Annotated in this window: 12 protein-coding genes; 10 read left to right on the forward strand and 2 right to left on the reverse strand. The window is 62.6% G+C overall.

From position 1 onward, the window contains the following. The first annotated feature begins 133 nt into the window (after window positions 1–133). The 5 genes from sS8_RS23675 to sS8_RS23695 all read left to right on the forward strand — a co-directional run bounded on the left by sS8_RS23675 (window position 134) and on the right by sS8_RS23695 (window position 13,523). The gene (locus sS8_RS23675) at window positions 134–856 is read left to right on the forward strand and encodes a hypothetical protein (protein WP_119631934.1); all 723 of its coding nucleotides are present in this window, start codon (window positions 134–136) and stop codon (window positions 854–856) included. 263 nt (window positions 857–1,119) lie between these two features. Next, window positions 1,120–2,490, forward strand: coding sequence for an IPTL-CTERM sorting domain-containing protein (locus sS8_RS23680; protein ID WP_232020410.1), 1,371 nt, complete (start codon window positions 1,120–1,122; stop codon window positions 2,488–2,490). Window positions 2,491–2,518: 28 nt separating this feature from the next. Beyond that, on the forward strand, window positions 2,519–10,015 hold the full coding sequence (locus tag sS8_RS23685) for an RHS repeat-associated core domain-containing protein (RefSeq protein ID WP_170161228.1): 7,497 nt from the start codon (window positions 2,519–2,521) through the stop codon (window positions 10,013–10,015). Beyond that, entirely contained in the window at window positions 10,012–10,605 is a 594-nt protein-coding gene (locus sS8_RS23690; protein WP_119631936.1) for an imm11 family protein, read from the forward strand. Before sS8_RS23685 ends, sS8_RS23690 begins: the two co-directional genes overlap by 4 nt. Before the next feature lie 314 nt (window positions 10,606–10,919). Further along, a complete protein-coding gene (locus sS8_RS23695) occupies window positions 10,920–13,523 on the forward strand; it encodes a tetratricopeptide repeat protein (protein ID WP_119631937.1) in 2,604 nt (867 codons plus the stop codon). Between the two features lie 27 nt (window positions 13,524–13,550). On the opposite strand, the gene sS8_RS23700 is transcribed toward sS8_RS23695, so the two are convergent. Further along, the gene (locus sS8_RS23700) at window positions 13,551–14,516 is read right to left on the reverse strand and encodes an IS110 family RNA-guided transposase (RefSeq protein WP_119632655.1); all 966 of its coding nucleotides are present in this window, start codon (window positions 14,514–14,516) and stop codon (window positions 13,551–13,553) included. 1,357 nt (window positions 14,517–15,873) lie between these two features. Here sS8_RS23700 and sS8_RS23705 point away from each other — a divergent pair. The 4 genes from sS8_RS23705 (at window position 15,874) to sS8_RS23720 (ending at window position 19,370) form a co-directional block, all read left to right on the forward strand. Beyond that, window positions 15,874–16,938, forward strand: a complete 1,065-nt coding sequence (locus tag sS8_RS23705; RefSeq protein ID WP_119629349.1) for an IS630 family transposase — start codon at window positions 15,874–15,876, stop codon at window positions 16,936–16,938. Then, entirely contained in the window at window positions 16,829–17,908 is a 1,080-nt protein-coding gene (locus tag sS8_RS23710) for an RHS repeat-associated core domain-containing protein (protein ID WP_119631938.1), read from the forward strand. The genes sS8_RS23705 and sS8_RS23710 overlap by 110 nt, the downstream gene beginning before the upstream one ends. 27 nt (window positions 17,909–17,935) lie before the next feature. Continuing rightward, the gene (locus tag sS8_RS23715) at window positions 17,936–18,451 is read left to right on the forward strand and encodes an SMI1/KNR4 family protein (RefSeq protein WP_170161229.1); all 516 of its coding nucleotides are present in this window, start codon (window positions 17,936–17,938) and stop codon (window positions 18,449–18,451) included. A gap of 133 nt (window positions 18,452–18,584) precedes the next feature. Then, window positions 18,585–19,370 carry a DUF6531 domain-containing protein gene (locus sS8_RS23720; protein ID WP_232020411.1) on the forward strand — a complete coding sequence of 262 codons (786 nt, stop codon included), beginning with the start codon at window positions 18,585–18,587 and terminating at the stop codon, window positions 19,368–19,370. On the opposite strand, the gene sS8_RS23725 is transcribed toward sS8_RS23720, so the two are convergent. Next, window positions 19,367–20,317 carry an IS1595 family transposase gene (locus sS8_RS23725; protein WP_119630980.1) on the reverse strand — a complete coding sequence of 317 codons (951 nt, stop codon included), beginning with the start codon at window positions 20,315–20,317 and terminating at the stop codon, window positions 19,367–19,369. The two genes, sS8_RS23720 and sS8_RS23725, sit on opposite strands and share 4 nt — an antisense overlap. A gap of 64 nt (window positions 20,318–20,381) precedes the next feature. On the opposite strand from sS8_RS23725, the gene sS8_RS23730 reads away from it, so the two are divergent. Then, window positions 20,382–23,804, forward strand: coding sequence for an RHS repeat domain-containing protein (locus sS8_RS23730; RefSeq protein WP_232020412.1), 3,423 nt, complete (start codon window positions 20,382–20,384; stop codon window positions 23,802–23,804). The last annotated feature ends 53 nt before the right edge of the window (window positions 23,805–23,857 follow it).

Raw genomic sequence — 23,857 nt, forward strand, 5'->3', positions numbered from 1 at the left:
AATATCTACTATTAGCCTGTCATCGATCGTTTACCGTCCCGTTATGCCGCTGTCACGGATGGCCTCTACGGTGCACGCATCGACCGCTTTTAAACGGCTTGTCGTTCAGTGTGACTGATCGAATGGACGCTACGTGTTTATCCGTTCTTATCCGACCTTGTTAGCGCGCCTGGAAACGGCCCGCGAACGCCTACTCCAGCTTCGTGCCGGCGTGCGGACGATCGAAGCCCTTAAGGGGCCCGAGGCCGTCGCCCATTACCTCGTGGTCAATCCGTACGCAACCCGATTGACCTTTGAATGTCCGCCCGGTGTGGCCCCCTGGTTCTTAAGCGGCGACGAAGGTGAGGCGCTCCGGGTCCGCTTGGCGCCGTGGGCGGAGAAGGCAAGGGCGCGTGTCCGCAAAACCGTCCGACGGCGTCAGTCTGGCGCTGATCGATGCGGCGCGGACCTCAGCGCGCTGAGCTCTCGCGAAAACAGCGAACTCGCGCTGTGGCTGGCCCGCACGGCCGGAACAGCGACCGTGGTCAACCTCATTGCCCGCCGCAAAGGACTTTGGCGCGAGCGCCTGGCGCCGTTTGTCGACTGGCTGACCGCCGATGAACTCTGGGCTTTGGAGGTGCGCCGGAAACGTCTGCATGGCGAGCGTCTTGACCTATTCGAGGCGGCCCTTCTTTTGGGTGTATCCGCCGATGAGGTCTTACGTGAAATCGAAAGCGGCCGCCTGCCCGTGCTGGGGCGAAGGCTCGTCCAGGGCGCTGACGAGGTGTGGCCTTGGGTCTTGGATCGCGTGGTGTTCATGAGCGGATGCTCTGGTGAGGGCGAGGAGTCGATTTGGGCGTTTGGTCGGCCGATTTAGGTTGGCGAGGCGCGCTAGCATTAGTTGTCGACGAACGGCCATTTGCCGGGCCGATCAAGGATAAGGATCGTCCCCGTTCCGTGTCCGTTTTAGATGATTTTTTGTAAGTGATGGAGATACACAGCCCGAAAGCCGTGTTCCGCCACACGTTCGATCTGTTTTGCGCTTTACAACGTCACATATCTGTTACCGATTTGTTATGTCACTGTTACAAAAGTGCTTTACGGTGCGCGCAGCGACCTTCAGCATGGAACGACACATACGTGAACCGCTTGATCACCAATCTCCTCGCAGTGGCATTCTTTTTTGCCGCAGCAGGCCGGGCGGCGCCTATCGACGAGGCCCGCCTCAAGGGGCTGGCCTGGCTGATTCAACATCAGCACGGCGACGGCCGCTGGGAAAGCGTACCGGGGCTCGAGGTCGCGGCGACCGCCGCCGCGGTCGAGGCGCTCGCGAATGCCGGCGTGACCCAGGGCGAGGCTTATGCCAAAGGCGTCGCCTGGCTCCAGAATCATCCGGCGTCCAGCACCGACACCTTGGCCCGGCAGATCATGGCGCTCGCGCGCGCCGGGCGGGATACCTCGGCCTTGGTCTCGCGTCTGATCGCCTGGCGCAACGACGCCACGAAAAGCTGGGGCGCCTACGACCACTTCAGCGGCAGTTTTCCCGATACGGCACTGGCAATGGACGCCATCCAGGCGACCGGAACCACGTATGCCGATGCGGGGTTCGGCATCGGCTTCATCGTCAACCGGCAAAACACGGATGGCGGCTGGCCTTATGTCAAAGGGGATATCGGTATGCCGCCCAGCAAGATCATCCCCACCGCCCATAACCTCATCACCCTCAATCGCTATAAAACCGTCTATGCGGTCCAGTCTTACATCAACAGCGGGATCGCGTGGCTGAAAGCGCAACAAAAAGCCGGGGGCGGTTTTGGCGAAGGCAGCACCGGCACGCTGCTGGAAACCGCCTTGGCGTATCGGGCGTTGGTGGCGGAATTGGGGACTAACGACGCCGCCGCCCTCAATGCCCAAACCTATTTGCTCGGCCAACAGCAGGCCGATGGCGATTGGGGTGGCCACGATGCCTTGTTGACCAACCTGACCCTCGCCGGCCTCCCGGCCACAACCTTGGCGGACACGGACCACGACGGGTTGCCGGACGGCGTGGAAACCTCGGCCTTGCTCGGCACCCATCCCGGCGTGCCGGATGGTCGGGGGCTGGCCCAGGGCAATGGCCAGAGCGTCATCGGGGTGAATGAACCCAGCGTGTTGCTGCAGGCGATCCTCCATCAGCCCTACGCCGCCTCGTTGACCGCCGGCGGCGGCACGCCGCCCCACACCTGGACCCTCACCGCGGGCAAGCTGCCGGACGGTCTCAATCTCAATACGGCCACCGGGCAAATCAGCGGCACGCCGACCAGCCTCGGCGCCTTCAACTTCATCTATCGCGTCGCCTCAAGCGATACCCAAGTCTACACCACGGGCCGGATCGAGGTGGTGTCGCCGGTCGCCGAGGTCGCCGATTCCGACATTCCGACCCTCCCCGAGTGGGGAATGATCCTCATGAGCCTGTTGCTCATCGCGACCATGGCGCATCTGGATCGCCGGAAATCACGGGATCTCCGCTAATTCAAGGCTCAGCCGAAAGGAACCGTCCATGTCATTCGTCTCGTATCTCCGTACGAAGCCGGCGCTCGCCGGTTTGTGGCTCAGCCTCGTCGCGATGTCCTCCCTCGCCGCCACCCCCGCGCCGCAGGACCCCGGGGCCTTGCCCGATGCCGTGGTCAAGGCGCTGCTCAAAGTGCACGAACAGCCCCGGAATCCGCTCCCGGAACGCTTGCGTCAGCATCTTAAGGAAGCGACGGAGTTGCTCGCCGAAGCCGAGGCCGAGGAGGACCAGCCCGCAGCCGGCGCGGCGGACCGCCTGGAATCCAAGCAATACTTGCTGGAGGCCAAGCGCACCGAAGTCGCGGGGCTGCGCCAGGAGGTGGAAAGCCAGCTCGACGGGGTTCGGGAGCAGCTCCGAACGCTCAAATTGGCCGGCAAGGTCAAGGCGTTCGACCGGTATGCGAAACAGGTCGCCCAGCGTTTCGATCGGATCGACCGGGCTCTGGCCGGGTTTGCGGCTAGCCGGGAGCCGACGGCACGGCGCCAGGCGTTGGCCAACGCCCAAACGGAACTGCGCGCCCTTTATCGGCGCGGGTCGACGGCCGACGTCACGCCCGAGGCGGTCCCGTTTCCCACCACCCGGCTCGGGGCCGACGTCAAGTCGACGCCCGCGGCGTCCAGCCAGAAACTACCCCGCTACCTCGGCGCCTCGTCATCGCCCCCCGACGCCCCGGCCTACGCCTTCCTCCTGGATCTCCTCGGGAAACCCGCCGAAGCCGCGGCGCCCGCCACCCCGTCGGAAGCCGCGGCCTGCGGCTATACGGGCGCGGATCTCGCCGCGACGGAGGACGTGGTCATCAGCCCGGAGATCCGCGATCTCGCCGCGCAGCTCGGCTATTCGCCGGTCAAGATCTTCCAGCACGTCTACAACACCATCCGCTTCGAACCCTACTTCGGCTCGCTCAAAGGCTCGGTGGGGACGCTCTACAGCGGTTCCGGCGGCGCCACCGACCAGGCATCGCTCTTCATTGCCCTGCTGCGCGCCTCGAACATCCCGGCCCGTTATGTCCTCGGCAATGTCCAGGTCACCGACGCGTCGAATTTGGGCGCCAACGGCCGCGCGCCCCGCTGGCTCGGCGCCAAGACCTACCGGGCCGCGGCGCTCATCCTCTCGAACAATCTGAATCCGCAAGCCGCCTACCTGACCAGCAACACCGGCATCCAACTGCGCCATGTCTGGGTCGAAGCCTGCCTGCCCTACGGCAATTACCGGGGCGCGCCGTCCGACCAGACCGGCCATCGCTGGATTCCTTTGGACCCGAGCTTCAAGGACAAGACCTATCAGGCCGGTATCGCCGGCATTCAGCAGGCGGTTGCCTTCGATTACAGCGCCACCGGTTATCTGGCCAGCCGCACCCACACGCTGCCCCACGAACGCTACGAGACGCAGGTCGACACCTACATCAAGGGCCTGAATCCCGACTATACCCTGCTCGACGTGCCGTACCGGGGCGAACAGACCGCCCGCAGCTTCGACATTCTGCCGGTCACCCTGCCGTACGAGGTGGTGCAATTCGTCAACTGGGCCGGCTCGTCGTCGCCCGAGACCGCCAGCCTTCCTGCGAGCCACCGCTATCAGTTCACGCTCAAGGTGCGGGACAGCACGGACGGCAGTCTCATGGCGGACCAGCAGGTATCGCTGCCCTCGATCGTCCACCAGCGGGTGACGCTGTCCTATACCCCGGCGGACAGCGCTTCGCAAACGATCTGGAATAGCTGGAACGGCGATCTGGCCGGTTTGCCGGCCGGATCGGTGAATCTGAAGCCGGTCCTGAAACTCGACGGCACTACCCTGGCCACGGGGTCGGGCACGCTTCCCCTCGGCACGGAGCATCGCCTGATCATGAAAGTGACCCTGGGCGACACCACTCTCCAGCAACCATCCTGCCGCAACGACGACCCCAATAATGCCACGCCGGATCCCGACCTTCATTGCTTCAACAAGACCGTCTACGTCAATTTGAAGGCCGGCGCGCATCATGCCTTGATGGCGTATGCCCATCAGGGAGCGGACCGCCTCCTCGCCGAGCGCGCGGAACGGTTGATTCAATCCGTCCAGGGCGCGCCCGGCGCGCCGACGCCCGCCAACGCCGCCAATTACGACGCGACCGAAGGCGAACTCCTGCATATCGCGCTGTTGAAATACCTCCGTTATGTCACCGACGCCGGGCAGCGCCTGGGCGAACTCAACGGCATCAGCGGCGAAAGCGGCATTCACCTGGGGCTCACCGCGGCGGGCCTCAAGGTCGACTACCTGTTCGACCTGCCGTTCGCCGTCCATCCCTCCGGTCCCTACATCGACGTGCTGGGCAATCTCGCACATTTGGTCAAGCTCGACACCACGGCGACCGACAGCGCCACCCTCCGCGCGGAAATCTGGCCGACCTTCAAGCTCTGGGGTTACAGCGCCTCGGCTTACGAACACGCCATCTGGCAGGAACTGATCCGGACCGATGCGGTGTCGACGGTACGGGGGCTGCAATTCGCCGGCGAGTCCGGCGGTACGAACCCGCTGGTGACGTTGACCTCGGCCAATATCGGGAGCTGGTCCAGCCTGATGGACCCCAGCATGAATCTCTATCAGGGCAGCATCACGGGTTTCGTCAACGACGGCGCCACGGTCACGGTGCCGAAGAAAACCCTCGCCTACACCGACGGTCAGCCCCAGCCCAAGACCTGGAACGGCGCGGTGTACATGGCCGAAAACCAGACCAAGGGCTATATCGCCGCCATCATCAACGGCGGCCTCGGCGGGGGCTATTCGCTGGTCAACACGAGCCCGGTGCCGGTCTCCTACCCGCGCGACGGCTACACGCCGAGCACGGTGTCGAGCGTCTGGCCGATCAACTCGGCGACTCTCGCCAACGGCTGGAACGCGGTCATGAGCTGGGGCGGCGATCCGGTCAACCTCGCCACCGGCAATCTGTACCACACCGAGCGGGATATCGCGGTACCCGGCCGCGGCTTGCCCCTGGTGTTCGAACGCGCCTACAACAGCCGGGGACCCAAGGATGGCCCCTTGGGGTTCGGCTGGACCCACAGCTTCAACCATAAGCTGAACTTCTACGGCGCCGAGGGCGGGTATGTCAGGGTCGGCTGGGTAGACGGCACCGGGGCGGAGCGGTTCTTCCGGCTTCCGGGCAGCAGCGTGCCGGCGGGCAGCGTCTTCCAGGCCGCGCCGGGGGTGTATTCGGTTCTGAAGCGCGAGGCCGACGGCAGTTGGAGTCTGACCGAGAAGAACGGCCTCCGTTACGGCTTCGAGAGCAACGCCGGAATCACCGCCGGACAGGTGGCGCGGCTCTTGACGATCAAGGACCGCAATCTCAATACCCTGACCCTTTCCTATAACACCGGCTGCGGCAATGTCTTGTGCATGGTCAGCGACGGGCCGGGGCGGTCGCTGGCGTTCACCTACACCTCAGGGCGCATCAGCCAGGTGACGGTGAAAGCCGCGGGCGGCAGCGTGCTCGCCACCCACCGGTACGGCTACGACGGCAACGGCCATCTGACGAGCTACCAGAGCCCCTTGGGCGTAGCGGGGCAGCACGGTGCCGTGACCTACGACTACTACACCGCCGCCGACGGCCAGAATCTCGCTCATGCCCTGAAGACGTATACCCTGCCGGAAGGCGAAGGGATGCGCTTTGCCTATTACCTGGACGGGCGGGTGTTCCGCCATCAGCGCCACAAGCACGGCACCCTGCTGCCGGAAACCACCACCTTCCGTTACCAGGATTTCCGCCGCGAGACGGTGACGGTCAACGAGCGCGGCTACGAGCGGCGGCATACCTTCGATGCCAACGGCAACCCGGTCCGGATCGTCGACGAAACCGGCGCGGCCTACACCTACGCTTACGATGCGGCGAACCCCTTCAACCGCCTCTCGGAGACCGATCCGGCCGGGCTGACCACGCACTACCAGTACGACAGTGTCGGCAACGTCACCCGGATCACCCCGCCCTCCGGCGCCGCCACCGAGTACGCCGACTTTACCGCCTATCACGCGCCGCAGCGGATCAAGGACGCCCAAGGGAATTGGACGCTCCTCAAATACGACGCCAAGGGCAATCTCACCGACGCGGTGCGCCTCAAGACCGGCCAGGTGCCGACGGCCGGCGTCACGCCCCCGGCCTCCGCCATCGCGAGTTGGACGAAATACGCGTACGACGGGAACTTCGGCCAGCCGACCCAGACCAAGGCCCTCCGCGACTTTACCGGCGCCAGCTTAGGGAGCTTCGCCGGCGGGGTCGGTCCCACCCTCACGACGAGCTACGACGCCCAAACCCTCTATCCGGCCCAGCTCAGCCGGCTGGGCGACAAGACCGGCGACGGCCTGATCAACGGTTCGGACCCGGCCGATACTGCGAGCCTGGCCTTCGATGGGCTGGGTAGACCAACCCAAGGGATCGACGCCGACTGGCACCCGGTCCAGGTTGCCTACGATGCCGACGGCCGGGTCATCCAAGGCACCGATGCGATCGGGCAGCTTCGAACGTACCGCCACGACGGCGATGGCCGGCTCATCGATGCCGAGCTGAAACTCACCCAGGCCGGAAAGACCCGGCTCTGGGATTCCGCCACCCAGGTCTACGACGACGCAGGGCGCCTCGCGCAAACCCTCGATGCCGGCGGCTACGCCACCTTGTACCGGTACGATGCGGCCGGGCACCTCACGCAGGTGACCGACCCCGATGCCTACAGCTTAAGCTTCGACTACGACCCCGTGGGCCGTTGGGTGCGCGCCTACGACAAGGCCGAACATGCGGTCCGCCGCACGCTGGATGCCGCCGGGCGGGTGAAAACGGTCACCGACCCCAACGGCCACGCGACCACTTACACCTACTGGAACGCGGCCGGGGACGGCCGCCTGAAACAGGTGACCCGGCCGAAGGTCGGCAGCTTCACCGCCGGGCGGATCACCCAGTTCGACTACGACGCCCTGGGCCGGGTGATCCGACTCACCGAGCAGCCCGCGGCCGGTTCGGGCGAAACCGCCCGCGATACCTTAAGGACCTACGATGCCCTGGGCCGCCTCGTCCGCGAAGCGGGTCCGGCGTATACCGACTCGGACCCCAATTCCGCCACCTTCGGCCAGACCATCCGCCCCGTCACCCGCTGGGTCTACGACAATTTAAGCCATCTCAAGGAAATCAAGGCCGGGCAGACCGCCGCGAACGGCGGCAGCGGCATCGATCCCGACAGCGGCGCCTCCGCCTCGGACACGGTGACCACCCAGGCGACCTACACCGTCGACGACTTCGGCCGGCGCTTGACCGAAACCGACGCCTTGGGCCACACCACCGCCTACACCTACGACCTCCACGGCAACGTCCTCACCCGGCAGACGCCCAACGGTCATACCGTGACCTACGTCTGGGCTACCGGCCATCAGCTCCTGTCGGCGACGGCGGAAGACGGACGCCAGGTCCTCTACACCCGCAATCCCCTGGGGCAGGTCATCCGCGCCGAAACCTGGAGCGCGGTGCCGAGCCAGCTGGAAGTCGCCTACGACTATACCTATGACGCCGCGCATCGGCTCGATCAGCTAACCGACAGCCGCGGGGTCAAGACTTTGAGCTACGCCTGGAGTCCCGGCGGCCTCTTGGACAGTCTGACCGACAGCGACGGCGGAGCCACCCACACCCTCTATGATCCCGTCGGCCGCCTGATCGGCCTCTGGGCGCCCAACTTCGACACCTTCGGCCTCGCCTACGACGCCGGCGGCCGGTTGACCGAGCTGCGCTACCCCAACGGCGTCACCGAGACCCTCGCCTGGAACGCCGACGACAGCCTGCAGCGCATCAGCCACAAGAGCGGGGCGACGACGCTGGCTCAGTCGACCTACACCTACGACGGCCTCGGCCGGCGGAAGACCCTCCAGGAGACGGTCTCGGGCCTGCCGACCCTGACCTATACCTACCAATACGATCCGCTCGACCGGCTCACTCAGGTCGACAACGGCACCGCGAGCCAGAAGCAAACTTATGCCTATGACATCTTCGGCAACCGGGTGCAAAAACAGCTCGGCAACCCGGTCAGCCAGACCACCGCCTACCAGTACGACCCCGCCCAGCAGCTGACCGAGGTCCGAAACGGCAGCCTGACCGGGACCTTGCTCGAAGCGGACCTCTACGATGAAGTCGGCCAGCTCACCCAGAAGTGCACCGGAGGCACGGTCACGCGGCCCAACGACACCAGCTGTTCCGGCACCAGCATCACTCAATACGGCTGGACCAGCTTTGACCGGCTGGGGGAGGTCAGCGGCGCCAACTCCGCCAGCTTCCGCTATGACGACCAGGGCCGGCGGATCCAGAAGACCGAGGGCGGCGTCACCACGAACTATCTCTACGACGGCCTGAATCTCTATGGCGAATATCCGGCCGGCAATTGGACCACGCCCACCGCGCTCTATGTTCAGGCCGGTCTCGATCATCCGCTGGCCCGCCTCACCGGCAGCGTCGGCAGTCCGAGCGCCATGGTCCATTACTACCACCCGGACGGGCTCGGCTCGCTCCTGGCCCTGACCAACGCGGCCGGCAGCATCACCGCCACCCAGCGCTTCGACGCCTTCGGCCAAAAGCTGGCCGGGACCGGCACGATCCCGCAGTACGGCTACACGGGAAGAGAGCCCGATGCCGCGGGGCTCGTGTACTACCGGGCGCGGTATTACGATCCCAATGTGGGCCGATTCACCCAACGCGATCCGATCGGCTACCTGGATGGGATCAACCGCTATGCCTACGTCGGCAACAATCCGGTCAATCTGACCGATCCGCAGGGGCTGACGGCGCAAGGGCCGCTCGGCATCCAGTTTGCCTCGCAGAACGGCAGTTATTACAGTGGCGGTCAGGGCGTGCTGGACTCGGCCGGCAGCGGGTACGGACCCGGACTGGTTGCCAACACAAATTGGCCGAGCGGTCCGCCCGTGAGCTTGGCCGGCGGCATCCGTCAAAGCGCCAATCCCTTTCTCGGCAGTACGTTTACCCGGGAACGCTACCACGTAGCGGATGCCTCGGGAGTCATCGGCGGTTCGCCGACCTCGTGCGGTCAGCGCTTGTGCAACCAGATCGGCACCGGGCCTGGCCCGCTGGATATCTTGGATATTGGCACGAATCTGGTGGCGCCAGAGGCGAAGGTCGGGGTAGGGATTGCCGGGGCGGTGGTAAAGGGGGTGGCAAATAGGGCAGGACAACTGCACCACATCGCCACCGACAAGGCGATCAAGAGTGGCTACACGAAGGAATTCACAAAGATATTCGAAAAGGCCGGTATGAATCTCAATGATCCCGCTAACAGGGTCTTGTTGGAGGGGCATGCTGGCAGGCATTCGCCGGCTTACCACGATCATGTTCTTCAGCGATTACGGGACGTCACACAGGGGCTTTCCGGCAGTAATTATGAAAAGGCTCTGCGCTCGGAACTGGATACACTCAAGCAGGAACTTCTCAAGAACCCTGACATGGTGAAGGGGATCGGAATCAAATGAAGTGGTATCACGTCATTCGTTATGGCAACCCTGTCGACAACCCCTACGTGGCCGGTACGGGTGATTTGATTGGGGTAGAAGAGGAAGACTTATGGAGTGGCAAGCCCATGGCCAACTGGCACGAGGCTGCCTGGATCAAGGCTGAAACTCCGGAAGATGATGGTGAGCCGGACGATGCACTCCAATCCTATCTTCACCCCCCCATCTACTCCGCCCGCCTGCGCCAGGCCCTGGAGGCGATGGGCATAACCGGCATCCAATGGCTGCCCATCCACGTCCTGCGCCCAGATGGGACGGAAATCCCCGGCTACGCCATCGCCAACATCGTGAACCTGGTGGAGGGCGCCCTGGACCTGGAGCGCTCCGACTACGATGTCTACCCACCGGACTACTTCCTGCCCGAGCGGGTGGGCAAGGTGCGGGGAATTCGCATTCCCGTGCTGCGGGCGGAGAAGCTCAAGGGGCTGGATATCGTCCGGTTGGCGGAAGCCAGGGCAGCTTTTTACGTCTCCGAGCGGTTCAAGGACGCCTTCGAGCAGGCCGGCTGCACGGGGCATTCTTTTTGCGAGGTAGAGGTAGTGGGAGAGTGATCCGCCGCCCTCGTGACAATGACAACACGGTTAAGGCGCTCTTCTCGTAGGAAGGTGCCGACTCGGCCGATTTCGCCAACCCGGCCTACGACGCCCTGTGCCGCCTCGTCAGCGAAGCGGGTCCAGCGCATACCGATGGCGACCCCAGCGTTGTTCTTTATCAAAGAGGCTAGCCCAAGAACGACACGCGCGCCGGATTTCTCCTTTCTGGGCGACAAACTGGCGATTTAGAACCGCTCGCCCTTCGTTGTCAGGCGAAGTGGTAGAACGAAATGTTCAACAATGAATGTTTTCAATAAACAGGGACTTTCCCAATGCCCATTTCACCGGTACTTCGAAATCCGCAGATTGCCCTTGTGGTGATATCACTCGTCTTGACGCCCCAAGTTGACGCGACGGTGCCGGATGTCAAGGCTTACAGCTCCGTTCCGGGAGAGTTGCCGCGATCCGACATCGATCTCCCGCCTTTGCCGTCGGCTTTGTCGGTGGACAATCCCTTTGCGCCGCAATTTTTCATCACCCAGCCGGACCCTGAGAAGGCGAGTCCTTTGGAGCAATTGAAAGCGCGCGCCGAGGCGGGCGATGCCGAAGCCATGTTAGCCATGTATCTGATTCTCTGGCACGGAGAGGGTGTTCCTACAGATCGAAATAGCGCTTTGGCATGGCTGCAAAAGGCCGTCGATGCGGGTTACCCACAAGCATTGACTGAACAAGCCGGGCATTATCTGTCAGGGGCTGGATTGCCCAAGGATCCGGCCAAGGCCGCAAAACTTTATGAGCAAGCGGCCGAGAAAGACCATGTACCCGCTTTAAGGTTATTGGGTTATCTCCATTGGTTTGGGGTGGGGGTACCCAAAAACCAGGAAAAGGCCCGACACCTGTTGACAAAGGCCGCGGCACGCAACGACCCGTTCGGCCAGTATTGGTTGGCTTTGGTTTTGGATGCGAAAGGCGAACAGAAGAAAGCAGTGCCGTGGCTGCTCAAGGCGGCCGAAAACGGCGTGCCCGATGCACAGTACCGCATGGCGCTGGCCGATCTGCAAGGCTTCGGGGTGGAGCGCAATCCTCAACAAGGGCTGCACTGGTGCGAACAGGCCGCGCGTCAAGGTCATGCCTACGCTCAAGTCTTGTTGGGCTCACTCTATGAGTCCGGCGTTTCGGTGACGCGCAACGAGCGCTTGGCTGAGGAGTGGTACCGAAAAGCGGCGTCGGTGTTGGAACCCATCGCGAACGGCGGTGATCCAAGGGCCCAGTTCCAACTCGCCGTACTCTACCGCGAAGGCAAGGGGGTCCCTAAGGACTTAGGAAAGATGAAGACCTGGCTGGACAAAGCCGCGGCCCAAGGGCATCAGGTGGCCCGGTTTGACTTGGCGACAGCCTACCTTCGCGGCGACGGTGTGACGAAAGACCCGAATGAAGCCTTGCGCCTCTGGCGTGAGTTGGCGGAAGGAGGACAGCTTGAGGCCAAGGTGCGCTTAGGTCTCTTGCTGGCACAAGGCACTGACGTCCCGAAGAATGTCGACGAGGCCAAGCGATGGCTATTGGATGCCGGCGACGCCGGCAATCCGGACGTCACGGCGGAGGTCGGTTCGATGTTCCATTCCGGGACCGGACTGCCTCAGGATTACGCCCAAGCGCTCCGCCTTTATCGCAAGGCCGCCGAGCAGGGGCATACGACGGCCATGAATAATCTGGGGGTGATGTACAAGAAGGGCGAAGGGGTGCCCCCGGATTTCGTCGAGGCGGTGCGCTGGTATCGGCGGTCGGCGGAAAAGGGGGACAGGGAAGGACAGTTGAATCTTGGCCACGCGTATGTGAAGGGGGAAGGCGTCAAGCAGGATATCGCCTTGGCCGTTGAATGGACCCAAAAATCCGCCAATCAAGGGTTTGCTCCGGCGGAAACGAATATGGGAAATTTTTACGCTAGCGGCATGGGCGTACGGCAGAGCTTTTCCGAGGCGATGAAATGGTTTCGCAAGGCGGCCGATCAAGGTTACGCCGATGCGCAGGTCATGCTGGCTTTAGGAATGTTCCAAGGGGGGCGGGCGAACGCCACCGCAGCGCAACAAGCCATGGGCTTATTGCGTCGGGCGGCCGATCAAGGCTACCCGAAAGCCTACCATGTCATCGCCATGATTTACCGCGAGGGTGCGGCAGGCATCTCCAAGAGTTTGCCGGACGCTGTTAAATGGTTTCAGAAAGCGGCCGATCTGAAATTTCCCGAGGCGCTGTTGGAATTGGGCGGAATGAACGAAATCGGTTTAGGGGTCAGACAGGATTTGGGTCAAGCCGCCCGCTATTATCGGGAAGCGGCTGAACTTGGGCATGCCCAAAGCCAATACCGGTTATCGATTCTGTTGTTTAACGGGAAAGGCATGACCCAAAATCCTCAGGAGGGGTTTGTTTGGTTAAGAAAGGCTGCGGAACAAGGGTTTCCGGCGGCGCAAAGGGAGATGGGAAATACCTATCTCTACGGGACTGGCGGGGTCGCCAAAAACACGGCCGAAGCGACAAAGTGGTTCCGCAAATTATCCGAAAGCGGTCAGGCGGATGGCGATTTCGGGATGGGGCTGATCTTCTTCGAGGAAGGAAAGCAGGAGGCCGCGAAATACCAGGAGGCCGTCAAGTGGTTCCGACGGGCGGCGGAGAAAAATCATGTTCATGCGCAAAACTACCTGGCGGTCATGCATGCCAACGGCTTGGGCCTCGAACGCGATCAAACGAAAGCCATTGCCTGGTTTCGAAAGGCGGCAGAACAAGGCGAGCCCGGTGCTGAATACAATCTTGGGCATATTCACGAATTTGGGCTGGGCGTTCCGGTCAATCGCAAAATAGCATTGGCGTGGTACCGGAAATCCGCAAGCCACGGGCATCAGCCGGCCATAGACAAGGTCAGATTGCTGGATTCACAGCGATAACAGTTCGCGTAGATACTGTTATCCGGGTCAAGTGCCATGGAGTGCTGGATCGAAGGGTTTTCCGGACTTGAGGACGCCGAAAGCGACCTGGAGGAGCTTGCGCATCATGGCACCGATGATGAGCTTGGCGGGCTTGCCCGAGAGCGCGAGCCGGTTCTTGAAGGGCTGGCCCCAAGCGGTCTTATACAGGATCACCATGGCCGGCATGTAGAGGGCTTTGCGCAAGAAGGCATGGCCGACCTTGGACAGCCGCGGCTTGGTTTTCACGCTCGTTCCGGACTCCTGCCGGCGCGGGTCGAGCCCGGCGAAGGCGACGGCTTGTCGGCTATTGGCGAAGCGGCTGGGCTCGGCATAGAAGGCGAGCAGAATGGCGATGGTGCGTTCCCCGATACCGGGGATGCTCTCGAGTAATTCGCGCTTTCCCTTCAGATCGGGGTTAGAGTCGATGTGCTCATTGATGGTTTTGATCAGGCTCTTGATCTGCTGATCGAGCCAATTCAGGTGTTCTTGAATGTTGGTGCGCACCGCGTCCCGGGCGACCTCCAGGCGGTTACTTTCCTGGGTCCGCAGGGCTTGCAACGCATCCAGACGCAACACGAGCGCGCGCAAGGCGATTTCGGCTTCGCTTCTCGCCTGCCAGGGAGGCGGATGGCGTTCGGCGCAAAATTCGGCGATGAGGCGCGCATCGACGGCATCGGTTTTGGTCCGGGTTAAGCGGGAAGCGGCATAGGCTTTGATTTGGGCGGGGTTGATGACGCTGACAGTGAACCCTTGGGTAGCCAAGCACTGGGCGACGTCTTCCCAATACACCCCAGTGGCTTCCATACACACGTGAACATTCCGTGCCTCTGGGCCGGTGAGCCAAGTGACGAGGGTGGCGAACCCGTCTTGGGAGTTGGCGATGACTTGGGTTCGGAACTTCCCGTTGGGGAGGCGTAACGCGCAGTCCAGTTTGGCTTTGGCGACGTCAATTCCGAGATAAAACGTGGGCATCATGAACCTCAAATGATCTACCTTGTGAATGCGGGCTGCCGGCAAGCCGGGCCGAAGATACTGTTCGATCGCTCGATGAGGGTGAGCGACTGCTGCATCGATCGACGCAACGGGCTTGGTGTCCCAAGGGCGGGAACGGCATCCAGTCGCTCAAACCTGGAGCGCCCTCCAGGCCTGGGGTGACCGGTCGGGAGTCTTCTCCAACCCCTTCCGAACCACACGGAATTCATAATACAAGGGCGGGTTAGCGTACTCGCTTAACCCGCCGTTTGGATTGCTGGGTATACGGCGGATTACGGCGCGCGTTGATTCCTCGCGTGCCCGTTAGGGTATTCGTGGTGCGCGGGGTTGAAGGAGGGGGGCACGAAAGGTGGGGGCAGCCCGCGTAGGATGCGGTGAGGGACGAACCGCATTGCTCGAGAGCCTCGCCCGGTTCCGTTTGGCTCTTTAACAATTCACCCAATCCATTATCACCCTGACCCGTGGGCCGGTTAACGGCCTTTGGGCGCCCCACTTCGACACCTTCGGCCTCGCCTACGACGCCGGCGGCCGGTTGACCGAGCTGCGCTACCCGAACGGCGTCACCGAGACCCTCGCCTGGAACGCCGACGACAGCCTGCAGCGGCTCAGCCACAAGAGCGGGGCGACGACGCTGGCTCAGTCGACCTACACCTACGACGGCCTCGGCCGGCGGAAGACCCTCACCGAAACCGTCTCGGGCCTGCCGACCCTGACCTATACCTACCAATACGATCCGCTCGACCGGCTCACTCAGGTCGACAACGGCACCGCGAGCCAGAAGCAGAGCTACGCCTACGATACTTTCGGCAACCGGGTGCAACAACAGCTCGGCAACCCGGTGACCCAGACGTTGGCGTACAAGCAGGATGCGGCCCACCAGCTGACCGAAGTGCGAAACGGCAGCCTTACCGGGACGCTGCTCGAAGCCTATCTGTACGATCAGAACGGACAGCTCACGCAAAAGTGTACGGGCGGCACCGTCACCCGGCCGAACGACACCAGCTGTTCGGGCGCCAGCGTCACCCAGTACGCCTTCGACAGCTTCGACCGGCTGGGCCAGATCAGCGGCGCCAACTCCGCCAGCTTCCGCTACGACGACCAGGGCCGGCGGATCCAGAAAACCGAGGGCGGCGTCGCCACGAACTACCTGTACGATGGGCAAAACCTTTACGGCGAATACGCGGCCACCGGCTGGACCACGCCCACCGCGCTGTACGTGCACGCCGGCCTCGATCATCCGCTGGCCCGCCTCACCGGCAGCGTCGGCAGTCCGAGCGCCACGGTCCATTACTACTGCTTACTTGCATTAAACACCGATATGCTGCATCTTGGTGATATGACTCAGATGCAGCAACTGACATGTGATGAGAAGACCCGAAGGATTCTGGAACAGCGGAGGAGCAGCCAAACGGAATTGCACAGAAACGTGTTTCGGGCACGCATTATCTTGGGGTGCCTGGACGGACGAGGTGTCATGGAATTGGCGCGGGCACTCAACACCCGTCCCAACACCGTCATCAAGTGGCGCGATCGCTTTGCCGCGGGAGGACTGGCGGGGCTGGAAGATCGGCCACGGCCCGGCGCGCCTCGGCAGTTGCCGCCCGATTTGCGCGAGCAAATTCTGGGCGTTTTGGAAGAATCGCCACCCCCTGGACAGGCGGTCTGGGATGGTGGTGCCGTGGCCCGGCGCTTGGGCGTTTCGCCACACGCGGTATGGCGGGTTTTGCGGCAGGAGGGGATTTGCCTGCAACGGCAACGTTCCTGGTGCGTTAGCACCGATCCGGAGTTCGTGGCCAAAGCCGCCGATATTGTCGGGCTCTATTTGGCGCCACCGACCAACGCGCTCGTAATTTGCGTGGACGAGAAACCGAGCATTCAGGCGTTGGAGCGGGCGAGCGGTTACGTGGAGACCGACAGCGGAAAAATCGTCCGGGGCTTCAAAAGTACCTACAAGCGCCATGGCACACTCAACTTATTTGCGGCGCTGCAAGTAGCCACCGGGCACGTTCACAGCGCAACTACCGCCACGAAAACCCGCGAGGATTTCTTGGCCTTCATGGACCAAGTCGTCGCCGAGACCCCGGCGGACCAGGAATTACATGTGATTTTGGACAACTATTGCACGCACAAGCGCAACGAGGACTGGTTGGCCAAGAATCCCAGGGTTCATTTTCACTTTACGCCAACCTCGGCCAGCTGGTTGAACCAAGTGGAAATCTGGTTCGGTATCCTGAGTCGGAAAGCCTTGCGCGGGGCCAGTTTCTCCAGCATCGCTGAGTTAAGGAACGCTATTGAAGCGTTCATTGCCAACTATTCCCAAAATCCACGCCCATTCAAATGGCGCAAACGCGAAGTGCACGGCAGTCAACTCAAAAATACTATCGTTAATTTACGTAATTAAGCACTACCACCCGGACGGGCTCGGCTCGCTCCTGGCCCTCACCAACGCGACCGGCAGCATCACCGCCACCCAGCGGTTCGACGCCTTCGGCCAAAAGCTGGCCGGGACCGGCACCGTGCCCACCTACGGCTACACGGGGCGGGAGCCGGACGCGACCGGGCTCGTTTACTACCGGGCGCGGTATTACGATCCGAGCATAGGCCGGTTCACCGCCCGCGATCCCGTGGGCTACCTCGATGGGCTCAACCGGTATGCCTATGTCGGGAACAATCCCATCAATTTCACCGATCCCAACGGGCTGTTGATGCGGCGGGTGGAAATGTGGTGGGACACCCAAGCAAAAGGCATTGTCAACGACTACGGCGGCACGGCCGCAGACGTCGGTGTCGGCTTCACGCCGGTAGGAATCTACGCGGACGTTTACGGCGCCGCCACCGGCAAAACCCTGTTTGGCGGCCAGGAGCTCTCCGGCTGGGAGCGCGCACTCGGCCTCATCCCCGGCGTGTCCGAAATCGCCGGCGTGGTGCGGGGGGTGAATAAGGTTGATAACATTGTCGGTGCCATAAAATATGGCAACTTGGATACGCTAAACCGTCCGACAGGCGTCTCCGCAACGATTACCCCTGACATGATTGGAACGGGTACTAAAGCAAATCCAACCATCCTCCCTCCAGGCTACGTGACAGATTCGGGCATGGCACGTGGCCACCTGTTGGGCGCTCAACTAGGAGGTTCGGGCGATGACGTGAGGAACTTGGTCACAATTCAGCAGACGCCCGCCAATTCGCCAGTGATGAGAGGATTTGAGAATCAGGTACGTGCGGCTGTAGAGGGAGGGCAGAACGTAAATCTTCAGGTGACGCCTGTGTACCAAGGGAATAATCCAATTCCTTGCGGGATTACGATGTGTGCTTCTGGGTCGGGCGGCTTTAACTTGGACGTGACAATCCTCAATCCACCGGGACGATGAACTATGACTTCATCACGGGAAGAACTTTTGCGCATCCTGCTTCCGCCTCAGAGTCCCGTTGATGTGCCATCGAACGACGACTGGCGCTTGGTGGAGCAGAAATTTGGCGGAGTGCCAGCGGATTTTCGATGGTTCGTTGATTGTTACGGGAGTGGCCGGATCGACAACTTTCTGTTCACCTTTAACCCGGCGTCGCGGAATCCGCACCTGAATTTGTTTACTCAGGTCGACCTTCAGCTGGATGCATTGAGGGAACTCCGTTCGGGACGCACCGAGGTAGTTCCGTATTCACTCTTTCCCGAGCCTCATGGGCTGCTGCCGTTCGCACTAACAGACAACGGAGACGTACTGTATTGGATAACCGAAGGAAGCCCTAACCAGTGGAGAGTAGCTATCAACGATAGTCGCGAGCCGGAATGGGAAGAATACTCGTGGACTCTGTCTGAGTTGCTGGTGCGCTTGCTTACGAAGAAAGCTCGATCCTCGATTTTCCCCAAGGACTTTCCAAGCGAACGGCCATCGTTCGAACCGTCCCTTCGCTGAAGCCCGCGTAGGGCGAAATAGCGCCTCTATCGCGTATTGCGCCGTATGGTCACGGGCACTGCGGTTGCGTATGCGTGACATCGTGGATTTGGGACGATCATAGGACACGGAAGGCAGTTCGCGGAAGCCAGGAATGGGCGAGCCAAGAGCCGGTGGGATGGGATGCCATGCGCAGTCTGCCGAATGCGGCTACTCCCCGAGCTCTTCCTTCATGCTGTTCTTCTCCCGCCTCGCCCTTGTTTTCCTGCTCAGCCTGACTCTTGGCCTGCCGGACATTGGAGCGATCGTGGCCGGCAGTTACTCCCTGGTCAACACGAGCCCGGTGCCGGTCTCCTATCCGCGCGATTCGTTCATTCCCAGCGTGGTCCCGAGCGCCTGGCCGGTCAACTCGACCACCCTCGCCAACGGCTGGAACGCGGTCATGAGCTGGGGCGGCGATCCGGTCAACCTCGCCACCGGCAATCTGTACCACACCGAGCGGGATGTGTCCGTGGCGGGCCGCGGCTTGCCCTTGGTGTTCGAACGCGCCTACAACAGCCCGGGACCCAAGGATGGCCCCTTGGGGTTCGGCTGGACCCACAGCTTCAACCATAAGCTGAACTTCTACGGCGCCGAGGGCGGGTATGTCAGGGTCGGCTGGGTGGACGGCACCGGGGCGGAGCGGTTCTTCAGGCTTCCGGGCAGCAGCGTGCCGGCGGGCAGCGTCTTCCAGGCCGCGCCGGGGGTGTATTCGGTTCTGAAGCGCGAGGCCGATGGGTCGTGGAGTCTGACCGAGAAGAACGGCCTCCGTTACGGCTTCGAGAGCAACGCCGGAACCACCGCCGGACAGGTGGCGCGGCTCTTGACGATCAAGGACCACAATCTCAACACCCTGACCCTTTCCTACAACACCGGCTGCGGCAATGTCTTGCCTGATTAGCGATGAACTTCAGCTAAGCGAAGTTGCCACTCGGGGCGAGGTGGAGTGAATACGGCAGCGTGCGCTAGCCGGCGAAGCAGCGTTTTGAGATCGAAACGCCGATTGAAACGGTATTGGAACTCGGCCAGATACCGCTTGGCGTATTTCTCGAATTTGAACGCGTGATAGGTACCGGAAATCGCGGTCTTCAGGTTACTCAACAACGTGTTAACCCAACGAAACTCAGGATGTTGTGCCGACTGCCGCCCAGAGCCCAGAATCAGGCATTCGTGGCGAGCGACGACGTGCTGCAAGCTCCGAAACCCGCTCAAACCATCGGTGAGTGCATAAGTCGACGGAGCTAAGGCGCGTTGAGCCCACTCCGCAATCGCCTGCTGGGTGAACGGCAGGGGATCGATACGCACAAATAACGGACGTCCGTCATCCGTGGTTTGCACCGCCACCACGAAGGCGACTTTGTTTTCCGACCCTCGTCCCCGTTTCCCCGAGCGCTCACCGCCCAGGTAAGCATCATCGATCTCGACCCGCCCGCTCAATTGCCGATCCGCCTCTCGCTCCGCCATCACCTGGATCAACTTGTGCTTTATCAGCCAGGCGGTGCGATAACACACTCCGAGATGACGCATCAACTCCAAGGCTGAGACATTGTTCTTGGCCTGGGTTAGGAGATACATCGCCAGAAACCAGGTGGTGAGCGGCAGCTTGGTCGCTTCGAAGAGCGTCCCGGCGGTTAACGTCGTTTGCTTTCGGCAGTGTCCGCATTGCCAGTAGGTTCGCTCATTTCGTTTGAATACCGTATGCCGTGCCTCGCCACAGGCTGGGCAACGGAAACCGTCCGGCCAACGCAGAGCTTGTAAGGCCGCTTCGCACTGTGCTTCGGTGCCGTATTGGGTCAGAAACTCGGCCAACGACAATCCCTTTTGAAATTGCACTTGGTTCATTGACATGGGACACCTCTCTTGTGATCGATGTCCATAGTCTAAAGCCTATACTCGCTCACCACGTGAGCCTGTGCTGAACTTTCTCGCTAATCAGGATGTCTTGTGCATGGTCAGCGACGGCCCGGGGCGGTCGCTGGCGTTCACCTACACCTCAGGGCGCATCAGCCAGGTGACGGTGAAAGCCGCGGGCGGCAGCGTGCTCGCCACCCACCGGTACGGCTACGACGGCAACGGCCATCTGACGAGCTACCAGAGCCCCTTGGGCGTAGCGGGGCAGCACGGTGCCGTGACCTACGCCTACTACACCGCCGCCGACGGCCAGAATCTCGCTCATGCCCTGAAGACGTATACCCTGCCGGAAGGCGAAGGGATGCGCTTTGCCTATTACCTGGACGGGCGGGTGTTCCGCCATCAGCGCCACAAGCACGGCACCCTGCTGCCGGAAACCACCACCTTCCGTTACCAGGATTTCCGCCGCGAGACGGTGACGGTCAACGAGCGCGGCTACGAGCGGCGGCATACCTTCGATGCCAACGGCAACCCGGTCCGGATCGTCGACGAAACCGGCGCGGCCTACACCTACGCTTACGATGCGGCGAACCCCTTCAACCGCCTCTCGGAGACCGATCCGGCCGGGCTGACCACGCACTACCAGTACGACGGCGTCGGCAACGTCACCCGGATCACCCAGCCTTCGGGCGCCACCACCGAGTACGCCGACTTTACCGCCTATCATGCGCCGCAGCGGATCAAGGACGCCCAAGGGAATTGGACGCTCCTCAAATACGACGCCAAGGGCAATCTCACCGACGCGGTGCGCCTCAAGACCGGCCAGGTGCCGACGGCCGGCGTCACGCCCCCGGCCTCCGCCATCGCGAGTTGGACGAAATACGCGGACGACGGGAACTTCGGCCAGCCGACCCAGACCAAGGCCCTCCGCGACTTTACCGGCGCCAGCTTAGGGAGCTTCGCCGGCGGGGTCGGTCCCACCCTCACGACGAGCTACGACGCCCAAACCCTCTATCCGACCCAGCTCAGCCGGCTGGGCGACAAGACCGGCGACGGCCTGATCAACGGTTCGGACCCGGCCGATACTGCGAGCCTGGCGTTCGATGGGCTGGGTAGACCAACCCAAGGGATCGACGCCGACTGGCACCCGGTCCAGGTTGCCTACGATGCCGACGGCCGGGTCATCCAAGGCACCGATGCGATCGGGCAGCTTCGAACGTACCGCCACGACGGCGATGGCCGGCTCATCGATGCCGAGCTGAAACTCACCCAGGCTGGAAAGACCCGGCTCTGGGATTCCGCCACCCAGGTCTACGACGACGCAGGGCGCCTCGCGCAAACCCTCGATGCCGGCGGCTACGCCACCTTGTACCGGTACGATGCGGCCGGGCACCTCACGCAGGTGACCGACCCCGATGCCTACAGCTTAAGCTTCGACTACGACCCCGTGGGCCGTTGGGTGCGCGCCTACGACAAGGCCGAACATGCGGTCCGCCGCACGCTGGATGCCGCCGGGCGGGTGAAAACGGTCACCGACCCCAACGGCCACGCGACCACTTACACCTACTGGAACGCGGCCGGGGACGGCCGCCTGAAACAGGTGACCCGGCCGAAGGTCGGCAGCTTCACCGCCGGGAGGATCACCCAGTTCGACTACGACGCCCTGGGCCGGGTGATCCGACTCACCGAGCAGCCCGCGGCCGGTTCGGGCGAAACCGCCCGCGATACCTTAAGGACCTACGATGCCCTGGGCCGCCTCGTCCGCGAAGCGGGTCCGGCGTATACCGACTCGGACCCCAATTCCGCCACCTTCGGCCAGACCATCCGCCCCGTCACCCGCTGGGTCTACGACAATTTAAGCCATCTCAAGGAAATCAAGGCCGGGCAGACCGCCGCGAACGGCGGCAGCAGCATCGACCCGGAGACCGGCGCCTCCGCCTCGGACACGGTGACCACCCAGGCGACCTACACCGTCGACGACTTCGGCCGGCGCTTGACCGAAACCGACGCCAAAGGCCACACCACCGCCTACACCTACGACCTTCACGGCAACGTCCTCACCCGGCAGACGCCCAACGGTCATACCGTGACCTACGTCTGGGCTACCGGCCATCAGCTCCTGTCGGCGACGGCGGAAGACGGACGCCAGGTCCTCTACACCCGGAACCCCCTGGGGCAGGTCATCCGCGCCGAAACCTGGAGCGCGGTGCCGAGCCAGCTGGAAGTCGCCTACGACTATACCTATGACGCCGCGCATCGGCTCGATCAGCTAACCGACAGCCGCGGGGTCAAGACCTTGAGCTACGCCTGGAGTCCCGGCGGCCTCTTGGACAGTCTGACCGACAGCGACGGCGGAGCCACCCACACCCTCTATGATCCCGTCGGCCGCCTGATCGGCCTCTGGGCGCCCAACTTTGACACCTTCGGCCTCGCCTACGACGCCGGCGGCCGGCTGACCGAGCTGCGCTACCCGAACGGCGTCACCGAGACCCTCGCCTGGAACGCCGACGACAGCTTAAGCCGCATCAGTCACAAAAACGGGGTGGCGACCCTCGTCCAGAGCGCCTACACCTACGACGGCCTCGGCCGGCGGAAGACCCTCCAGGAGACGGTCTCGGGCCTGCCGACCCTGACCTATACCTACCAATACGATCCGCTCGACCGGCTCACTCAGGTCGACAACGGCACCGCGAGCCAGAAGCAAACTTATGCCTATGACATCTTCGGCAACCGGGTGCAACAACAGCTCGGCAACCCGGTCAGCCAGACCACAGCCTACCAGTACGACCCCGCCCAGCAGCTGACCGAGGTCCGAAACGGCAGCCTCACCGGCACCCTGCTCGAAGCCTATCTGTACGATGCCAATGGCCAGCTCAGCCAAGCCTGCAAGGGGAGCGGCGTCACCCGGCCCAATGACCAAACCTGTGCCGGCACCAGCGTCACCCAGTACGCCTGGACCAGCTTCGACCGGCTGGGCCAGATCAGCGGCAGCACCAGCGCGAGCTTCCGCTACGATGACCAAGGAAGGCGCATCCGGAAGACCGAGGGCGGCGTCACCACGAACTATCTCTACGACGGCCTGAATCTCTATGGCGAATATCCGGCCGGCAATTGGACCACGCCCACCGCGCTCTATGTTCAGGCCGGTCTCGATACGCCTTTGGCCCGCCTCACCGGCCCTGTGGGGAGCCCGAGCGCCGCGGCCGCCTACTACCATCCGGACGGCCTCGGCTCGGTCCTCGCCCTGACCAACGCCAGTGCAACCGTCACCGGCACCCAGCGGTTCGACGCCTTCGGTACGAAACTCGCCGGCAGCGGCACCGTGCCCCAGTACGGCTACACCGGCTGGGAGCCCGATGCCACGGGGCTGATCTACTACCGGGCGCGCTATTACGATCCGAGCGTCGGCCGCTTCACCGCTCGCGATCCGATCGGCTACCTGGATGGGCTCAACCGCTATCGCTGCGAGACATGGAGCGAGTGAGCGAGCGAGTCGAGTAGTCCCCGGAAGCCCGAGCGCCGGGTGTGAGACCGAAG

The organism is Methylocaldum marinum (genome assembly GCF_003584645.1).
In the GTDB taxonomy this organism is placed as follows: Bacteria; Pseudomonadota; Gammaproteobacteria; order Methylococcales; family Methylococcaceae; genus Methylocaldum; species Methylocaldum marinum.

Coding starts and splice junctions, on each gene's coding strand:
- sS8_RS23695 (WP_119631937.1), top strand. CDS start 10,920: ATGCCCATTTCACCGGTACTTCGAAATCCGCAGATTGCCCTTGTGGTG.
- sS8_RS23700 (WP_119632655.1), bottom strand. CDS start 14,516: ATGCCCACGTTTTATCTCGGAATTGACGTCGCCAAAGCCAAACTGGAC.
- sS8_RS23720 (WP_232020411.1), top strand. CDS start 18,585: ATGGGCGAGCCAAGAGCCGGTGGGATGGGATGCCATGCGCAGTCTGCC.
- sS8_RS23705 (WP_119629349.1), top strand. CDS start 15,874: ATGACTCAGATGCAGCAACTGACATGTGATGAGAAGACCCGAAGGATT.
- sS8_RS23725 (WP_119630980.1), bottom strand. CDS start 20,317: ATGTCAATGAACCAAGTGCAATTTCAAAAGGGATTGTCGTTGGCCGAG.
- sS8_RS23685 (WP_170161228.1), top strand. CDS start 2,519: ATGTCATTCGTCTCGTATCTCCGTACGAAGCCGGCGCTCGCCGGTTTG.
- sS8_RS23690 (WP_119631936.1), top strand. CDS start 10,012: ATGAAGTGGTATCACGTCATTCGTTATGGCAACCCTGTCGACAACCCC.